Below are 17,622 nucleotides of genomic sequence, written 5' to 3'. Positions count from 1 at the left end.
TTAGATACTTTTTCAGTGGTTTCCAACTCAGCGAGGATGCTCAAGCACCGCCCCTAGGAAAGCGAAGCCATTTGCGGAAATCCACAGCGGTGTCTGTACAACACTTTATTTCGGGAAATTTTTCAGTGGCTTCCATCTAGGCGAGGATGCTCAAGCACCGCCCTCTGGACACGCCAACACCTGGAACGGAAGGATACAAAGTTAAAGTAGACTCTATGATATAAGAAAGCAAACAAGAAAAGGTGACACTATGAAGATAGATTTATTTGATTTCCATTTACCAGAAGAACTGATCGCACAAACGCCACTAGAACAAAGAGAAGCATCACGCCTAATGGTTCTAAACAAACAAACCGGGGAGCTAACACACGAACCCACATTCCGCTCCATCTTGGACTACGTAAAGGAAGGCGATTGCCTTGTTCTAAATGATACAAGAGTATTGCCTGCACGTCTTTTTGGCGTGAAAAGTGAGACAGGAGCAAAAATTGAAGTACTTCTATTGAAACAAATAGAAGGTGACACATGGGAAACCCTCATCAAGCCTGCTAAACGTGTAAAAGAAGGAACGGTGGTATCCTTCGGTGATGGTCGTTTAACTGCCATTTGCACCGGCGAAAGCGAGCATGGCGGTAGAAAACTTGATTTCCGATATGAAGGCATCTTTTACGAAGTATTAGATAGCTTAGGAGAAATGCCGCTACCTCCATATATCAAAGAACAACTAGAAGACCGTGACCGTTATCAGACTGTCTTTGCAAGGGAAACTGGTTCAGCTGCAGCTCCGACAGCAGGTCTCCATTTTACAGAAGAACTGCTAGATGCATTGAAGGTTAAAGGAGTACACACTGCTTTCATTACCCTTCATGTAGGTCTTGGAACATTCCGACCAGTTAGTGTGGATTCGGTAGAAGAGCATGATATGCATGCAGAGTTCTATCAGATGTCAGAAGGCACTGCAAGACTTTTAAACGAGGTTCGCAGCAATGGTGGAAGAATCATCACTGTCGGCACCACATCGACACGAACACTCGAAACGATTGCAAGAGATCATGGAGAGTTTAAAGAGGCGAACGGATGGACAAACATATTCATATACCCGGGTTATAATTTTGCGGCCATTGACGGCATGATAACAAATTTCCACCTTCCAAAATCCACTTTAATCATGCTCGTAAGCGCACTTGCGGGCCGTGAGCACGTTATGCATGCATATGAGGAAGCCGTTAAACAAAGATATCGCTTCTTCAGCTTTGGCGATGCAATGCTGATTTTATAATGGAACTCTCTTGAAAAGGAGCAGAAGAATGAACATATTTATCCTTGATCCACAAGAGATTTCAGAAGATTTTCTATCAGGCTTTAAACGGTATCAGCAAACGAAGGATGTTTATGTGTTGGATAACAATCAACTTTTGAAAAAAGAGGATGCTTTTGTAGATGATTGGAACGAGCAACAGAAACAGAACATCACATCGCATCTCAAAAAAACAGCCGAAAAAGGTGGAGCAGTAATCTGTGTGAAAGAAGACGGGAAGCTACTAGGGTTTTCTGTCATTGAACCAGACCAATTTGGGAAGGAATCAACCTATCTCGAACTATCGTTTATCCATGTTTCAGCAGCCTATAGAGGGCAAAAGATAGGAGAAAAGCTTTTCCGAAAAACAATGGAAAAAGCGAGAGAGATGGGGGCGAACAAACTTTATATTGGTGCTCATCCTGCAGTTGAAACGCAGCATTTTTACAAAAAAATGGGCTGTTTGCCTGCTCAAGAAATTCATCTGCCTATTTTTAATCGAGAGCCGAGGGATCTGCAACTGGAAGTAACGCTTTAGTTTCACCAACCTATGACATCTAAAGCTTACATATTGCCCGCGAGAAGCGAACAACCAAAACAATGAGCTATATAGAAATTCTAAGGAGAATACAATGACAGCAATCAGATATGAACTAATCAAAACATGTAAACAGACAGGCGCACGCCTTGGTATTGTCCACACACCACACGGAAGCTTTGAAACACCAGTGTTTATGCCAGTAGGAACCCTTGCGACAGTAAAAACAATGTCTCCAGAAGACGTCAAAGCAATGGGTGCCGGAATCATCCTGAGCAACACCTATCATCTATGGCTGCGTCCAGGTAATGAAATTGTGAAAGAAGCGGGTGGGCTCCATAAATTCATGAACTGGGATCGCGCGATTCTCACTGACTCCGGCGGCTTCCAGGTTTTCAGTCTGAGCGACCTGCGTAAAATTGAAGAAGAAGGAGTACACTTCCGCAACCATATGAACGGAGACAAGCTTTTCCTATCACCGGAAAAAGCGATGCACATCCAAAACGACCTTGGATCAGATATCATGATGGCATTTGACGAGTGTCCGCCATATCCTGCCACACATGAATACATGAAAAAATCAGTAGAACGTACTTCTCGCTGGGCGGAACGCTGCTTAGAAGCACATCAGCGTCCACAAGACCAAGGCCTTTTCGGTATTGTTCAAGGTGGGGAATATGAAGATCTGCGTAAGTTAAGTGCACAAGACCTCGTATCCATGGACTTCCCTGGATATGCAGTTGGGGGCTTATCTGTAGGAGAGCCGAAAGATGTCATGAACCGCACGCTAGAATTTACGACCCCTTGGTTGCCGACAGACAAACCGCGTTACCTCATGGGTGTTGGATCTCCTGATTCCCTAATTGATGGAGCGATTCGCGGCATTGATATGTTTGACTGCGTATTGCCGACTAGAATTGCCCGAAATGGGACATTAATGACAAGTGAAGGCCGATTGGTTGTAAAAAATGCGAAGTTTGCACGTGACTTTGGACCACTTGATCCTGAGTGCGATTGCTACACTTGCACAAATTATTCCAGAGCTTACATCCGTCACCTAATCAAATGTGACGAAACTTTGGGAATTAGGCTTACAACTTACCATAACCTTTATTTTCTGGTAAAATTAATGGAGAATGTCAGACAAGCGATCCGCGAAGATCGTCTGGGGGACTTCAAAGAAGAGTTTTTTGAGAAATATGGATTCAATAAACCGAATGCTAAGAACTTCTAAAATCTCTTCCCATACATGACTGATGAGAAAGGAGGCGTTACAACATGGAAGGAATGGCTGGTGCTATTTTACCTTTAGTATTAATGTTTGCTATTTTTTACTTCTTGTTAATTCGCCCACAACAAAAGCGTCAAAAGCAAGTTCGTGAAATGCAGACTAGCCTGCAAAAAGGGGACAAAGTTGTTACAATCGGTGGATTACACGGTATCGTGGATGCATTGGATGAGGACAAGATTGTTATCAAAGCAGGTGACGGATCTCGTCTTACATACGACCGTCAAGCGGTTAGAGATGTAGTTCAAGACTAATGAATAAAGAGCATGTGCCCGATTGGGTTCATGCTCTTTTTTTAAGAATAAGAAAGTGAAAAATTCAGTTGATTTCCGTTCCAGGCGCTTCGATTGCCTAGGGCGGTCCGTGAGCCTCCTCACTACGTTGGAGGTCATTTAAAAAATGATAACGTAAAGTTTTTTTTACTATTTCTAGTAGTGGATTGGAGCAAAGGGCGAAGACTCCTGAGGGAAATAGCGGTAGCTTGAGACCCCTCAAGCGTTGCGAGCAGGCTCAAGCACCTTCCCTAGGAAAGCGAAGCCATTTGCGGAAATCAACAGCGGTGCTTAATAAAATTTAAAAATCAAGGTCTTTTTCAGTGGCCATAGCGTTTGAGAGTAGGCTCAAGCACCGCCCCTAGGAAAGCGAAGCCATTTGAGAAAATCACCAGCGGTGTTTAAGAAAAAATGAAGTCATAAACTTTTTCCGTAGCCTTCTCCGTTGAGGGACTCACATTTCTAACGTTTGGTTCCAGTAATCAACAGCGGAGAATAACCAAGCAACTAAAAAAAGACCGGGCGGTTTTAACCCGGTTTTACTTGCTAGGCCTTTGATGTATATCCACCGCTGATATTCACTCCGATAATACCCCCAAGAGCGGCAATCCCGATAAACCCAAGATGAAACAACATTTGCTGCATGGTAAACAAGGAATCATTCCCTAAATACTGAAAAAGAAAAATGACAAGCGTGTAAGCTCCTCCTGTTGCTCCGCCAAGCAGCCATCCTTTTTCTTTTCCTCTCCCTCCGGAAATAAACCCACCAATAAACAGTGTAATAAATGATAAGGTCAAAATGATCCATGCCACGCTAGTTTCTTGAAGCGAGGTGAACCGCAAAAGTAAAGAAAATATAAAACTGATGACAATTGCCAACATAAAAACGGTAATCAAGCCATACATGATAGCTAAACTAAGTCGTTTTGATTCCATGCGTACTCTTCCCCTTTCATAGTACATGCTAAGTAATACAAGCATATTCACCAAAGAGTCATTATAGAATATAAATATTTTTTGCGTGGAAACTAAAGAGACTATTGTCTAATTTCAAGGGGAGTGGATGTGATGGAAGAATACATATTGATCATTGCAAGAACCATTTTTCTATATTTCCTTATCCTTTTCATTTTCCGTGTGATGGGAAAGAGAGAAATAGGAGAATTGAGTGTCTTGGACTTGGTCGTGTTTATCATGATTGCGGAAATGGCTGTCATGGCAATTGAAAATCCGAAAGACCCACTAATCCATTCGTTGCTTCCCATGTTTTTATTAATGGGTATACAGATTATGCTCGCCTTTGTATCGCTGAAAAGCGAACGAGTCCGAGATCTGATTGATGGGAAACCCAGTGTCATTATCAATAACGGCAAGATTGATGAAGAAGCCATGAGGAAACAAAGATATAACTTTGATGACCTCCTGGTCCAGCTAAGAGAGAAGAATGTGAAAAACGTGGCTGATGTTGAGTTTGCCATTCTTGAACATTCGGGGAAACTATCAGTATTTGAAAAAAAGAAGGAAGAGGGGGCCTTGGCAGGAGAAGAAGACTCCATGAATCTGCCGCTAATTATGGATGGAGTCATCCAGGAAGAACATATACAAAATATAGGCAAAACGAATCTTTGGCTTAGACAACAACTCAGAGCGCTTGGATACAAAGATATTCAAAAAATTTCCTACTGTAGCTATGATAATGGAGTGTTTTTTATTGATTTGATTGATGAATAAGCAATGGGGGTGTCCAGAAATAAGATCCAGACACCCCCAAGTCGTATACCGGTTACCTCGCCAGCCACTTTTTTAACAATGGCAGCCTTGCAAGTTCTTCTCTTTTTACTAATCCAAAAGCCAATAAAAGAACCAAATACAAAAGACATGTCAGTAGTATCATCAAACCACTCCGTTGTCCCACGCCAAGGCCAAGCATGAAATGGTCGACCATCCACAATCCTGCGATTACGCATATTCCCATGGTAATGAAGCTTTTTACATAATCACGGATATAAAGGGAGTAGTTAAGAGCCTTCATGATGGTTGCCATATGCAATAAGGTGACAAGCATCATTCCAATAACAATTCCAAGTGCCGCTCCCATTATCCCAAAAACAGGCTTACTGGCCAAAACAAAGATAACAGCTGTTTTCACCGCGGCACCAATGAAACTGTTGATCATGGCTGCTTTTGCGAGATCTAATGCCTGTAATGTCGCCTGCAGAGGTCCTTGGAAATAGTAGAATAAAAAGAATGGGGCCATCACTTTTATATAAATAGCGGCTTTGCTGCTGCCATACATCAATAACATGATAGGCTCTGCATAAACGAAGAGAAGGACCACTGCTAGTCCACCTGTTACAAAGGAAAGCCTCAATGCTTGTTGCAGACGATGCTCAATTAGGATGCTGTTTTTTTTAGCTGCGGCTTCACTAATGGCAGGAACGAGCGCCGTGGATAAGGAATAAGTAATAAAGGACGGTAACATCATCAACGGAAGGGCAAATCCGACTAGTTCCCCGTACTGTTTGGTAGCCATAGATGTAGCCACACCGGCAATAGCCAAGCTTTGTGCAACGACTATTGGTTCAAAAAACCAAGCAACAGATCCAATCATTCGGCTTCCTGTAGTAGGCAGGGCTATACGCATTAAATCACGGAATGTTTCTTTTCCTTCACCAACATAGTTAAAAAACTTTCGACGCAAACGGAAGGACTTTTTATTTTTGAAAACAAAAAGCATATAAAGCAAGGACATCAGTTCCCCTACAACTGCGGAAAGCATGGCTCCAGCTGCTGCATATTCAATCCCGTATGGAAGTAATGCTTTTGTACAAGCGGCAACTAATGAAATCCGCACCACCTGTTCAATGACTTGTGAAATGGCGGACGGTTTCATATTCTGCCTACCCTGGAAATAGCCCCGAAGAACAGATGAGATGGCAATAATCGGAACAACTGGTGCGATAGCCATCAATGGATAATAGGTTCTTGGGTCTGTAAATAAATGATTGGATAAGTAAGGAGCGAGGAGAATCATGGCGGGAGTGAACACAATGCTGAGCGCTCCTGTCGTGGCAAGGGATACGACTAGAATCTTTTTAATTTTCCGGTGATTCCCTTGGGCCTCGGCCTCTGCGACCAATTTAGAAATGGCAACAGGCAAGCCAAGTTGGGTAATGGTTATGGTAAGTACAAGTGTAGGAACCGCCATCATATACAGTCCTACGCCTTCTTCTCCGATAAACCTTGCTACCACGATCCGGTTGACAAAACCTAAAACCCTTGTGATCAATCCGGCAATTATTAAAATCAAGGTCCCTCTTAAAAATGTTTGCTTTGTCATCCCATTCCCTGCCTTCTCAATTACAGACTTATCATATACAATTATCTATATGCACAAGAGTAGGCCAAGCATGACAAGTATTATCAAGATGATAATGAGAACACAAGAAGGTTTTTAGAAATAAGCATTACAATGAAAGAGTGAATGGAATGGGGGTTCAATGAACAATGAAAAAGGAAACAACTGAACATGCTTATGACCTTTTCCGGTACGATCTCGGGCCAATACTGCAAAGCAAGCTCGAGGAATTTCAGCTTTTCGGCTATGACACCGTTTCAGAAAATGAATTGTGGGAATGCTTGACAAAAAAGAAGTGGAAGCGCCCCGAAACCAAAAAACTGTTTGAATTAGTCAATGATGTGTACAGCTTATCGGTCACCGACTACATGAGCTACATTACCATTGAAGCGTACAAAGCTCCAAACTATTTTACAACGGAAAAAGATTAAATTTTCAGCAAAAATTGACAGGCATTAATGGATGAATCATAATGGTACATGATGGCATTCAAACGGCTTTTATTAAACATTTTACATAATTATTCTTGAAACTTGAATGAAGCCCTAGTGTCCATACTACGGAAGTTATTTCATCGATTGTAAGTGCAGAAGGAGGATTTTTCACGCATGGTCAAAAGAGGACGGATCGTAGCATTCTTTTTACTTCTTATTTTAATTGGAAGTACTATTGGAGTGTTTACGAACCCAATTACAAAAGATATTAAACTTGGTCTTGATCTCCAAGGGGGCTTTGAGGTCCTTTATAAAGTAAAACCTATCAATGAAAATAGTGAAGTGGACCGTGAGTTACTAGTAAGTACGGTCAGTGCATTGAATAAACGGGTCAACGTTTTGGGTGTTAGTGAACCAAACATCCAAATTGAGGGCGATGACCGTATCCGTGTCCAGCTTGCCGGAGTGGAAGACCAATCCAAGGCGAGAGAACTTTTATCCACCGAAGCAAAGTTAACCTTCCGTGATGTAAATGACAAGCTACTCATGGATGGTTCAGCCTTGGCAGAGGGAGGGGCAAGCCAGTCATTTGACCAAAATAATGCTCCTAGTGTTGCACTGACACTTCGTTCTGCTTCACAATTTGCAGACGTTACCCGTCAGGTAAAAGATATGGGAATCGGACAAAATCTGATGGTTATCTGGTTGGATTTTGAAGAAGGTGTGGACTCCTATGAAGCGGAAGCAGGAAAAGAAGATCCTAAATATCTTTCTGCTGCCGGTGTAGATCGTGTATTTAATGACACGAACGTACAAATTACGGGGAACTTCACCATTGAATCTGCTAAGGAGTTAGCAGAACTTCTTAATGCAGGTTCTTTACCTGTGGAGCTGGAAGAGATCTATTCCACGTCGGTTGGAGCTAAATTTGGTGAAACAGCACTTCAAAAAACAGTGTTAGCAGGGATTATTGGGATTAGTGCAATCCTGATTTTCATGCTTGTATATTACCGTTTGCCAGGGTTGGTAGCGGTTGTAACTTTGAGTACGTATGTATTCTTAATTCTCCTTGTATTCGAATTGATGAACGGGGTTCTAACCTTACCGGGTATCGCAGCGTTGATCCTTGGGGTTGGTATGGCGGTGGATGCCAATATCATTACCTATGAACGTATAAAAGAAGAATTAAAGCTTGGGAGATCTGCTATGTCAGCTTTCCGAGCAGGAAGCAGAAACTCGTTTTCAACTATTCTAGATGCAAACCTGACTACGCTTCTCGCAGCTGGAGTCATGTTTGTTTACGGAACTAGTTCTGTTAAAGGCTTTGCTACCATGTTAATTGTCAGTATCCTGTTGAGCTTTATTACCGCTGTTTTCGGATCAAGACTTTTGCTTGGCCTGTGGGTGAACAGTAGGTTTATGAATAATAAGCCACATCTATTCGGTGTGAAAAAAGAGGATATCCTTGATATCAATATGACAGATGAAAATACAGAGCCACCGAACAGATTTGAAAACTGGGATTTCTTAAAGCATCGCAAAAAATTCTTTATGCTATCAGGTGCTTTAGTGGTGGTAGGAATCATCGTTCTTGCCGTTTTCCGCTTAAACCTTGGTATTGATTTTGCAGCCGGGACAAGGGTGGAAATACTAAGTGAGACAAGCCTGACAGCAGAGGGAATAACAGAAGAATTGTCATCCATCGGTTTGAAACCAAAAGATGTGGTGCTTGCAGGAAATAATAATGAAATTGCCGTTGCAAGATATGTGGATGATTTTTCTCAGGCAGAGATAGCGGAAGTGAAAGAATATGTCCAGAATAAGTATGGGTCGGAGCCAAGTGTTAGTACGGTCTCTCCTACTGTCGGACAAGAGCTAGCAAGAAATGCATTCTTTGCTATACTCATAGCTGCCGTAGGAATCATCATCTATGTAACCATCCGTTTTGAATGGATGTTCGCACTCGCTGCCATCGTTGCATTGTTCCATGACGCCTTCTTTATCGTTGCGTTCTTCAGTTTAACAAGGCTTGAAGTGGATATTACTTTCATCGCGGCGTTGTTGACGATTGTTGGTTACTCTATCAATGATACAATTGTTACGTTTGACCGTATCCGTGAAAATCTGAAAAAGAAAAAACGGGTTAAGACATATGAAGATTTAAAAGATATTGTGAATAAAAGCTTACAGCAAACCTTCGTAAGATCCCTAAATACAGTTGGGACTGTAGTAATCGCCGTCATCGCCTTGCTTATTTTCGGCAGTGAATCGATTACTAATTTCTCTATTGCACTGTTGGTAGGGTTGATTGTTGGTACGTATTCTTCCCTTTTTATTGCCGCACAGCTATGGATGAACTGGAAATATAAACAAATCAGTAAACCAAAGAAGTCTCCTGTAGAAGATCCAGAGCCAGAAGTATAATTATTGCTGTCACAGTGCCTGTTTACGGTGCTGTGGCATTTTTATTTCTTAACTAATTGAGAAGGATATGCTCTATTTCGGGTACAATAGAAGAAGAGAATGCAAAGGGGTGTAGGTTATGGAACATAATGAGCGGTTTAAAAAAGCCGAGTTTGCAGCATTGGTCGGGGTAGTCGGAAACGTCGTATTAGCTGCATTGAAAGCTTGGGCTGGAATTGTCGCTAACAGTCGGGCGCTCGTTGCAGACGCTGTTCACTCTGCATCTGATGTTGCAGGGTCTTTGGCTGTATACATAGGTTTGAGGGCGGCAAAGCAGCCCCCTGATGAAGATCATCCATATGGTCATGGGAAAGCAGAAAATATTGCTGCAATAATTGTGGCGGTCCTTTTATTGATTGTCGGGTTTGAAATTGGTAAATCATCTTTTCAAGCATTCTTTGAACCGATTAAGGCACCAAAAGCTCTAGCCATTTACGTAGTTGTCTTTTCCATCATCGTAAAAGAAATAATGTTTCGATATAAGTATAATTTGGGAAAAAGAATAAAAAGCGATGCCATTATTGTCAATGCATATGAACATCGATCAGATGTCTTTTCCTCTATCGCAGCGTTAGTAGGAATTGGTGGAGCAGTATTAGGCGGTTACATCGGAGTTGATTGGCTAGTATATCTCGATCCTGTAGCAGGAATTGTGGTAGCTCTCATGATTATCAGGATTTCTTGGCAGCTTGGGTCTGAGTCTATACATAATACAATGGACCATGTGATGCATGAGGAAGACACAGAAGAGTTTAGAGATGTTGTCTTAACTGTACCAGGTGTTTTGAAAATTGACAGTCTGCATGCAAGGGAACATGGCCACTATGTCATTATTGATTTAAAAATTTCCGTGGACCCATACATTACCGTGGAAGATGGTCATAAAATAGGTAAAAACGTGAAGGAAAAACTTATTGAAAATAAAGAAGTTCAGGATGTGTTTGTGCATATCAATCCATACTCTGAATAAGACCTATAGGGGGAGATTAAGATGAAGTCGCAATGGTACCTATTAGCAGGAGTACTTTTCACTATCGTTGTTGCTATTTTTGCAGTTTTAAATGTTGCACCAGTTGAAGTGAACTATTTATTCGGGACAGCAGAATGGCCGCTTGTGTTAGTTATATTGTTCTCAACTTTAATGGGAATTGTAATTGCTGGATCTATCGGGATTTACCAGGTGGTTATGGTAAAAAGAAGGATGCAGCAGAAGCATGCCGGGGCATCGGTGGAAAAACAAGTATCTTCTAAGCAAGTAACAGACGAAGAAAATAAGGTGGAGACAGTTGGGGAGAGACGCAGGTCGCGGTAGTTTTTAGTTTTTGCGGTACCAGATCCCAGCATTGGGTTGAAAAGATTCTTAAGTGTTTGTTATTGGGGTCAGGTACCTCTGGGGTGCAAAAAAGGTGTGTTTTTTTTAAAAAAAATACATCTTTTTTTGTTGTGGAAAAATGGTTCGGACAATTATGTTCTTTGTTCGGTCAAAAATTGCTGAGATTTTGGGATTCTTCGGACATTTGAATGGGGAGGTTCGGTCAAGAATGCTAGTGGTTCGGCCATTTGAAATTTAAAATCTTTGGACATTTATGCGGAATCTTTAGACAACTTTCCGAAAACTTCGGTCAACTTTCCGAAAACTTCGGACATTTGCTCAAAGGCATCAAAAATAACTTTGAAAAATAGACTTAAGAGCTTCAGTGCGGTACCAAACCCGAGCAGTGTGTGTGGTACGTTACATAGGTTGTTGGTTTTTTGGGGTCAGATACCCTTTGTAGACCCATTGAAGCAACAACAACTCTCTTGTATAATTAGAAAGGCTAAGGGAGGAATTAGTTTGTTAGCTTCTAAATCTAGGTGGAATATTAATCAATCAAGAATGGAACAAGTTGATCAATTAGCACAGTCTTTAAATATTGCCCCTCTTATTGCTTCCCTTTTGGTGAATAGAGGGTTTGACACAATAGATGCAGCAAAAGAATTTTTATATACAAATGATCAAGATTTTCATGATCCTTTTTTAATGGAGGATATGGACAAGCTCGTGGAGAGGGTAAATCAAGCGATTGTAAAAGAAGAGAAAATCCTTGTGTTTGGTGACTATGATGCAGATGGAGTCAGCAGCACGACCGTTATGGTTACTGCCCTTCAAGAAGTCGGGGCGCTGGTAGATTTCTATATCCCCAACCGTTTTACAGAAGGATACGGACCAAATGAAAATGCCTTTAAACAAGCAAAAGACAATGGGTATTCTGTGATTATTACAGTCGACACAGGTATCTCTGCCATCTATGAGGCAAAAGTGGCGAAAGAACTAGACTTGGATTTAATCATCACCGATCACCATGAGCCAGGACCACAATTGCCTGATGCTTTTGCCATTATTCATCCTAAAAAAGAAACCTGCCCTTATCCATTTGATGATCTCGCTGGTGTAGGGGTTGCCTACAAGGTAGCACATGCACTCCTGGGTAAAAACCCAGAGCACCTGCTGGATGTGGCTGCTATTGGTACCATTGCAGACTTGGTCCCATTAGTAGGGGAGAACAGATTGCTTGCCTCTAAAGGAATTAAAAAGATGCAACAGACCACACGTGTCGGACTGAAAGCACTTTTGCAAAAATGCGGAGTAGAATTGCATACGGTAACAGAAGAGACGGTAGGGTTCTCTATCGGACCGCGAATTAATGCGGTAGGAAGACTGGATAATGCTGACCCGGCGGTTCATCTCCTTATGACAAATGATCCAGAAGAAGCAAAAATGCTTGCAGACGAAATGGAAAGTTATAACAAAGAGAGACAGCAAATTGTGACCCAAATAACCGAAGAAGCGATCCTTCAAGTGGAAGAGAAATACCCGCCTGAAGATAATGGTTTTATTATAGTCGAGGGGAACAATTGGAATGCAGGAGTAATAGGAATTGTCGCATCCCGTCTGGTAGATCGCTTTTACAGACCGACTATTGTATTAAGCCTTGACGAGGATAAAGGGTTGGCAAAAGGATCTGCCCGTTCCATTGCTGGCTTTGATCTCTTTGAGAATCTTTCGGAATGCCGGGATATTTTGCCTCATTTTGGTGGTCATCCAATGGCGGCGGGCATGACGTTAAAAATAGAAGATGTAGCAGAACTCAGACAAAAAATGAATCAAAAGGCGTTAGAGATCCTGACAAAGGAAGATTTCACTCCCATTACAGAGGTGGATATTGAGTGCAAGGTGGAAGAGGTTACACTGGGGACAATCGAGCAGTTGGAAATGCTTTCTCCATTCGGGGTGGCCAATCCGAAACCGAAAGTGCTTGTTAAAGGTGTCTTGCCTCAGCAGATTCGCCAGATTGGAAACAAGAGCAACCATCTCAAACTGGTCATTGAACAGGAAGGAAGTTCCCTGGATTGCGTTGGCTTTGGCTTTGGAGAAACCTATCATCACGTTTCCCCTGGAGCATCCCTTGACGTATTAGGAGAACTCTCTATCAATGAGTGGAACAATTTCCGCAAGCCTCAACTTTTCCTGAAAGATATAAGAGTGACAGATTGGCAGCTTTTCGATATCCGTTCCATTAAACAGTTAAATCAAACCTTAAATGGAATAGATAAAACGAAACTCCACATCCTATATTTTAATGAAAATACTTTGGAAGAAATAAATCTGCACTCGGAATTACGTCCATATGCAAGCATGGTTACAGAGGATACTAATGTAGATTTGACTGAAAAGTACGTTGTCATTTTGGATATCCCATCGGAAGAAACGCACCTGTCCCATTTATTACACAAAAGTACACCTGAACGCATCTATGCCTCCTTCTATCAAAAGGAGAATCATTTCTTCTCTACCATTCCGACAAGAGAACACTTTAAATGGTTCTACGCATTACTAGCAAAAAAAGGATCTTTTGACTTGAGGAAACATGCTGAAGATATAGCCAAGCACCGCGGCTGGTCAAAAGAAACAGTGGATTTTATATCACAGGTGTTTTTTGACTTAGAATTTGTTACAATAGACAAGGGTTTTATCGCTTTAAACCATGCAGCGAAAAAAAGGGACTTTGAAGAGTCTCCAACTTATCGTAAAAAGCAACAGCAAGTGATGCTTGAAAACTTGTTTTTATACTCATCATATAAACAATTGAAAGCGTGGTTTGATCAGCATCTAACCAAGCAATGCACTGTTCATTCATAGGAGGAAAATAGAAGATGGATTTAAAGAAATTCGTAACAATCGTTCCTGATTGGCCAAAACCTGGTATACAGTTCAAGGATATTACAACGTTAATGGACAATGGTGATGCATACCGTTATGCAACAGACCAAATCGTTGAATATGCTCGTGATAAAGAAGTAGATTTAATTGTTGGACCGGAAGCACGTGGATTTATCATTGGTTGTCCGGTAGCATATTCTCTAGGAGTAGGCTTTGCGCCGGTTCGTAAAGAAGGGAAACTTCCTCGTGAAGTAGCACGTGTAGAATACGGTTTAGAGTACGGCAAAGATGTACTGACTATCCATAAAGATGCAATCAAGCCGGGTCAACGCGTATTGATTACAGACGACTTGCTGGCAACAGGTGGTACAATTGAAGCAACGATTAAGCTTGTGGAAGAGCTAGGCGGAGTAGTTGCAGGTATTGCTTTCCTTATCGAGCTGTCTTACTTAGATGGACGCGACAAACTAGACGGATTTGATATTCTTACATTAATGAAATACTAATCTTTATTAAATGACTAGGGCAATCATTGCTCTAGTTTTTTTATATATGGTGATAACGGCCTAGTACTATTTTCTGCTTTCATTAATAATATGAAAAGATAGGAAAATAGACTGCTTTTATTAGAAAAGTATATTTTTTACACCAATTCCTGAAAAATCTGTCGACAAATCTTTATTTTTCCCTCATAATCTCTTTACATCTACATAAAATTTCACGATAATAAAAACAATATACTTTTTTGTTCTATTCAAGTAAAGAATGAAAGAAATCTGTCCATAATGGTAAGAAAAATTAAGATGATTACAGTAGGCGCTTGCGCTTTTAAATAGGATTTATTTGGTAAAAATAAAAAAAGAAGTCAAAAAGGTGAGTAGAAATATGGCAAATGAGCAAGTATTAACTGCAGACCAGGTGATAGATAATGCAAGACGCTATCTAAAGGGTGACGATATTGCCTTTTTAGAGAGAGCGTATGAGTTTGCGAAAAACGCTCATGCAGAACAGTATCGAAAATCCGGTGAGCCTTATATTATACATCCTATACAGGTCGCAGGAATCCTTGTAGACCTTGATCTAGATCCATCAACCATTGCGGCTGGGTTTCTTCATGATGTTGTGGAAGATACATCTGTCTCCTTGGAGGAGATCAAGGAAGCCTTTAATGCGGAAGTTGCAATGCTAGTGGACGGTGTGACAAAGCTTGGGAAAATTAAGTACAAGTCTCAAGAAGAGCAACAAGCCGAAAATCATCGGAAAATGTTTGTAGCGATGGCTCAAGATATCCGCGTTATTTTGATTAAGCTTGCAGACCGTCTTCATAATATGAGGACATTAAAGCACCTTCCGCAAGAAAAGCAACGACGGATCTCAAACGAAACCCTTGAAATTTTTGCGCCGCTTGCCCACCGCTTGGGGATCAGTAAGATTAAGTGGGAACTTGAGGATACCGCATTGCGTTATTTGAACCCACAACAATACTATCGCATCGTGAACCTGATGAAACGCAAGCGTGCAGAGCGTGAGCAGTATATTTCAGAAGTGATGGATGAAGTAAACGAACGTCTCGAAGAAGTAGAAATCACTGCTGAGCTTTCTGGCCGTCCAAAGCATATTTATAGCATCTATCGTAAAATGGCTAAACAAAACAAGCAGTTTAGCGAGATTTACGATTTATTAGCTGTGCGAATCATTGTGAACAGCATTAAGGACTGTTATGCGGTCCTTGGAATAATTCACACATGCTGGAAACCGATGCCTGGACGCTTTAAAGACTATATTGCCATGCCAAAACCGAACATGTATCAATCCTTGCATACCACCGTCATTGGTCCCAAGGGAGATCCATTAGAAGTGCAAATCCGCACGAGTGACATGCACCAGATTGCAGAATACGGGATTGCCGCGCACTGGGCGTATAAAGAGGACAAAGAAGCAGACGACCGTGCATCATTTGAGGAAAAATTAACATGGTTCCGCGAAATCCTCGAGTGGCAAAATGATGCCACGAATGCAGAAGAATTCATGGAGTCCTTAAAAATTGATTTATTTTCTGATATGGTGTTCGTTTTCACGCCAAAAGGAGATGTTATTGAACTTCCTAGCGGATCTGTGCCGATAGATTTCTCTTACCGTATTCACTCGGAAATTGGGAACAAGACAATCGGTGCTAAAGTGAACGGGAAAATGGTTACATTGGATTATAAGTTGAAAACTGGTGACATCATTGAGATCCTGACGTCCAAACATTCCTATGGACCAAGTCAGGACTGGCTGAAGCTTGCTCAAACATCCCAGGCGAAAAACAGAATCCGTCAATTCTTCAAAAAGCAACGTCGTGAAGAAAATGTGGAAAAAGGCCGTGACCTTGTTGAAAAAGAAATCAAGGCAATGGATTTTGACTTAAAAGAAATTCTGAACACTGAAAACATTACCCGCGTTTCAGAAAAGTTTAACTTTATGACAGCAGATGATATGTTTGCCGCAGTCGGCTATAACGGAATCACTGCACTTCAAGTAGCAAACCGTCTGTCTGAAAAACAACGTCGTCAGCGTGATAAAGAACAACAAATTACAGATATCACAGAAAATGCCGAGAAAAAGAAAACTGCTCCAGTCAAAAAGCGCAAAGACGCCGGTGTTGTCGTACAAGGGATTGACAGCTTACTGGTGCGCCTTTCTAAATGTTGTAATCCTGTCCCTGGAGACGATATCGTAGGTTTTATCACTAGAGGACGTGGTGTGTCTGTTCACCGTGCAGATTGTGCGAACGTTGAAGCGGAAGGTACGAACGATCGACTTATTGATGTCGACTGGGAAAGCGATGTAAAAGACAACCGCGAGTATAATGTAGAAATTGAAATAACAGGTTACGATCGCAGAGGGTTGTTAAATGAAGTGTTGCAGGCGGTTAACGAAACGAAGACCGATATTACGGCAGTTTCCGGCCGTTCTGATCGTAATAAAATGGCAACCATCCATATGGCTATTGCGATTCATAATATTAACCACTTGCATAAAGTCGTGGAGCGGATCAAACAGATTTCCGATATTTATGCTGTTCGAAGAATAATGCAGTAAGTTAGCGAGGTATTGTTAGTATGAGGGTTGTTTTACAGAGAGCAAAAAGAGCGGAAGTACGTGTGGATGGCGACGTAGTGGGGAAAATTGATCGAGGATTAATGCTACTCGTTGGTGTCACACATGAGGATACTAACGAAGATGCGGCCTACGTTGCGGAAAAAGTGGCCAACCTCCGTATTTTTGAAGATGAACAGGACAAAATGAACCTTTCCTTACTTGATGTGAAAGGGGAAATTCTCTCCGTTTCTCAATTCACCTTATATGGGGACTGCCGGAAGGGGAGACGTCCTAATTTTATGGACGCTGCAAAGCCTGATCATGCAGAAACCATTTATGAAGCGTTTAACGAGGAATTGCGTGGCAAAGGTGTGACGGTGGAGACAGGTAGGTTCGGCGCCATGATGGACGTAGATTTTGTCAATGACGGACCTGTTACGTTTATAGTGGAAAGTAAATAATAGTTCGAAGCCTGGGTACATGCCTATCTATGGAGGTGTGTGGCCGGCTTTTTTTTGTGGAAATATGGGAAAGTTGTTAGTCAAATTGTACCATTATCACAATAACTGCTGTAAAAGTCACAATAAGCGATAAAAAAGTTATAATAGCAGCTGTAAAAGTCACAATAACCTACATAAAAGTTACAATAGTCCATCAAAAAGTCACAGTAACAAAAAAGAGGACCTC

15 protein-coding genes are annotated in these 17,622 nt (G+C 41.5%); 13 read left to right on the top strand and 2 right to left on the bottom strand.

Annotated features, from left to right (window positions below):
• Positions 1-250 precede the first annotated feature (250 nt).
• From queA to yajC, 4 genes are all read left to right on the top strand, one after another.
• Positions 251-1,279 carry a tRNA preQ1(34) S-adenosylmethionine ribosyltransferase-isomerase QueA gene (gene queA / locus AAV98_RS08690; protein WP_060665161.1) on the top strand — a complete coding sequence of 343 codons (1,029 nt, stop codon included), beginning with the start codon at positions 251-253 and terminating at the stop codon, positions 1,277-1,279.
• Between the two features lie 28 nt (positions 1,280-1,307).
• A complete protein-coding gene (locus AAV98_RS08685; protein WP_060665160.1) occupies positions 1,308-1,835 on the top strand; it encodes a GNAT family N-acetyltransferase in 528 nt (175 codons plus the stop codon).
• A gap of 94 nt (positions 1,836-1,929) precedes the next feature.
• Positions 1,930-3,069 (top strand): tRNA guanosine(34) transglycosylase Tgt, encoded by a 1,140-nt coding sequence (gene tgt / locus AAV98_RS08680; protein WP_047969770.1) that lies wholly within the window; start codon positions 1,930-1,932, stop codon positions 3,067-3,069.
• Positions 3,070-3,113: 44 nt separating this feature from the next.
• Complete coding sequence (gene yajC, locus AAV98_RS08675; RefSeq protein WP_010195975.1) at positions 3,114-3,377, top strand: preprotein translocase subunit YajC; 264 nt, start codon at positions 3,114-3,116, stop codon at positions 3,375-3,377.
• A gap of 564 nt (positions 3,378-3,941) precedes the next feature.
• On the opposite strand, the gene AAV98_RS08670 is transcribed toward yajC, so the two are convergent.
• Positions 3,942-4,331 carry a TIGR04086 family membrane protein gene (locus tag AAV98_RS08670; RefSeq protein ID WP_060665159.1) on the bottom strand — a complete coding sequence of 130 codons (390 nt, stop codon included), beginning with the start codon at positions 4,329-4,331 and terminating at the stop codon, positions 3,942-3,944.
• 132 nt (positions 4,332-4,463) lie between these two features.
• On the opposite strand from AAV98_RS08670, the gene AAV98_RS08665 reads away from it, so the two are divergent.
• A complete protein-coding gene (locus AAV98_RS08665) occupies positions 4,464-5,126 on the top strand; it encodes a DUF421 domain-containing protein (RefSeq protein ID WP_060665158.1) in 663 nt (220 codons plus the stop codon).
• A 52-nt stretch (positions 5,127-5,178) separates the two neighbouring features.
• On the opposite strand, the gene spoVB is transcribed toward AAV98_RS08665, so the two are convergent.
• Positions 5,179-6,735, bottom strand: a complete 1,557-nt coding sequence (gene spoVB, locus AAV98_RS08660) for a stage V sporulation protein B (RefSeq protein WP_060665157.1) — start codon at positions 6,733-6,735, stop codon at positions 5,179-5,181.
• A gap of 167 nt (positions 6,736-6,902) precedes the next feature.
• Between spoVB and AAV98_RS08655 the strand changes: the two genes are divergently transcribed.
• The 8 genes from AAV98_RS08655 to dtd all read left to right on the top strand — a co-directional run bounded on the left by AAV98_RS08655 (position 6,903) and on the right by dtd (position 17,396).
• Positions 6,903-7,184 carry a post-transcriptional regulator gene (locus tag AAV98_RS08655; RefSeq protein WP_060665156.1) on the top strand — a complete coding sequence of 94 codons (282 nt, stop codon included), beginning with the start codon at positions 6,903-6,905 and terminating at the stop codon, positions 7,182-7,184.
• A gap of 177 nt (positions 7,185-7,361) precedes the next feature.
• Positions 7,362-9,611 carry a protein translocase subunit SecDF gene (secDF, locus tag AAV98_RS08650; RefSeq protein ID WP_060665155.1) on the top strand — a complete coding sequence of 750 codons (2,250 nt, stop codon included), beginning with the start codon at positions 7,362-7,364 and terminating at the stop codon, positions 9,609-9,611.
• A gap of 118 nt (positions 9,612-9,729) precedes the next feature.
• Positions 9,730-10,620: a cation diffusion facilitator family transporter gene (locus AAV98_RS08645; protein ID WP_060665154.1), complete on the top strand. Its 891-nt coding sequence runs from the start codon at positions 9,730-9,732 to the stop codon at positions 10,618-10,620.
• A gap of 21 nt (positions 10,621-10,641) precedes the next feature.
• Entirely contained in the window at positions 10,642-10,962 is a 321-nt protein-coding gene (locus tag AAV98_RS08640) for a LapA family protein (RefSeq protein WP_060665153.1), read from the top strand.
• A 522-nt stretch (positions 10,963-11,484) separates the two neighbouring features.
• The gene (gene recJ / locus AAV98_RS08635; protein ID WP_060665152.1) at positions 11,485-13,830 is read left to right on the top strand and encodes a single-stranded-DNA-specific exonuclease RecJ; all 2,346 of its coding nucleotides are present in this window, start codon (positions 11,485-11,487) and stop codon (positions 13,828-13,830) included.
• Positions 13,831-13,844: 14 nt separating this feature from the next.
• Positions 13,845-14,357 (top strand): adenine phosphoribosyltransferase, encoded by a 513-nt coding sequence (locus tag AAV98_RS08630; protein WP_060665151.1) that lies wholly within the window; start codon positions 13,845-13,847, stop codon positions 14,355-14,357.
• A gap of 379 nt (positions 14,358-14,736) precedes the next feature.
• Entirely contained in the window at positions 14,737-16,935 is a 2,199-nt protein-coding gene (locus AAV98_RS08625) for a RelA/SpoT family protein (RefSeq protein ID WP_060665150.1), read from the top strand.
• Positions 16,936-16,955: 20 nt separating this feature from the next.
• Positions 16,956-17,396, top strand: coding sequence for a D-aminoacyl-tRNA deacylase (gene dtd / locus AAV98_RS08620; protein WP_060665149.1), 441 nt, complete (start codon positions 16,956-16,958; stop codon positions 17,394-17,396).
• Positions 17,397-17,622: the final 226 nt, after the last annotated feature.

This window comes from Bacillus sp. CHD6a, assembly GCF_001293645.1.
In the GTDB taxonomy this organism is placed as follows: domain Bacteria; phylum Bacillota; class Bacilli; order Bacillales; family Bacillaceae_I; genus Sutcliffiella_A.
The sequence above is the reverse complement of the archived record's forward strand: the minus strand, read 5'-3'. Positions and strand labels throughout refer to the sequence as shown.

Bases quoted from the DNA above. Each gene is read 5' to 3' on its own strand.
- AAV98_RS08625 (WP_060665150.1), top strand. From the start codon at position 14,737: ATGGCAAATGAGCAAGTATTAACTGCAGACCAGGTGATAGATAATGCA.
- queA (WP_060665161.1), top strand. From the start codon at position 251: ATGAAGATAGATTTATTTGATTTCCATTTACCAGAAGAACTGATCGCA.
- AAV98_RS08640 (WP_060665153.1), top strand. From the start codon at position 10,642: ATGAAGTCGCAATGGTACCTATTAGCAGGAGTACTTTTCACTATCGTT.
- spoVB (WP_060665157.1), bottom strand. From the start codon at position 6,735: ATGACAAAGCAAACATTTTTAAGAGGGACCTTGATTTTAATAATTGCC.
- AAV98_RS08665 (WP_060665158.1), top strand. From the start codon at position 4,464: ATGGAAGAATACATATTGATCATTGCAAGAACCATTTTTCTATATTTC.
- AAV98_RS08630 (WP_060665151.1), top strand. From the start codon at position 13,845: ATGGATTTAAAGAAATTCGTAACAATCGTTCCTGATTGGCCAAAACCT.
- AAV98_RS08645 (WP_060665154.1), top strand. From the start codon at position 9,730: ATGGAACATAATGAGCGGTTTAAAAAAGCCGAGTTTGCAGCATTGGTC.
- AAV98_RS08685 (WP_060665160.1), top strand. From the start codon at position 1,308: ATGAACATATTTATCCTTGATCCACAAGAGATTTCAGAAGATTTTCTA.
- tgt (WP_047969770.1), top strand. From the start codon at position 1,930: ATGACAGCAATCAGATATGAACTAATCAAAACATGTAAACAGACAGGC.
- AAV98_RS08655 (WP_060665156.1), top strand. From the start codon at position 6,903: ATGAAAAAGGAAACAACTGAACATGCTTATGACCTTTTCCGGTACGAT.
- dtd (WP_060665149.1), top strand. From the start codon at position 16,956: ATGAGGGTTGTTTTACAGAGAGCAAAAAGAGCGGAAGTACGTGTGGAT.
- AAV98_RS08670 (WP_060665159.1), bottom strand. From the start codon at position 4,331: ATGGAATCAAAACGACTTAGTTTAGCTATCATGTATGGCTTGATTACC.
- secDF (WP_060665155.1), top strand. From the start codon at position 7,362: ATGGTCAAAAGAGGACGGATCGTAGCATTCTTTTTACTTCTTATTTTA.
- yajC (WP_010195975.1), top strand. From the start codon at position 3,114: ATGGAAGGAATGGCTGGTGCTATTTTACCTTTAGTATTAATGTTTGCT.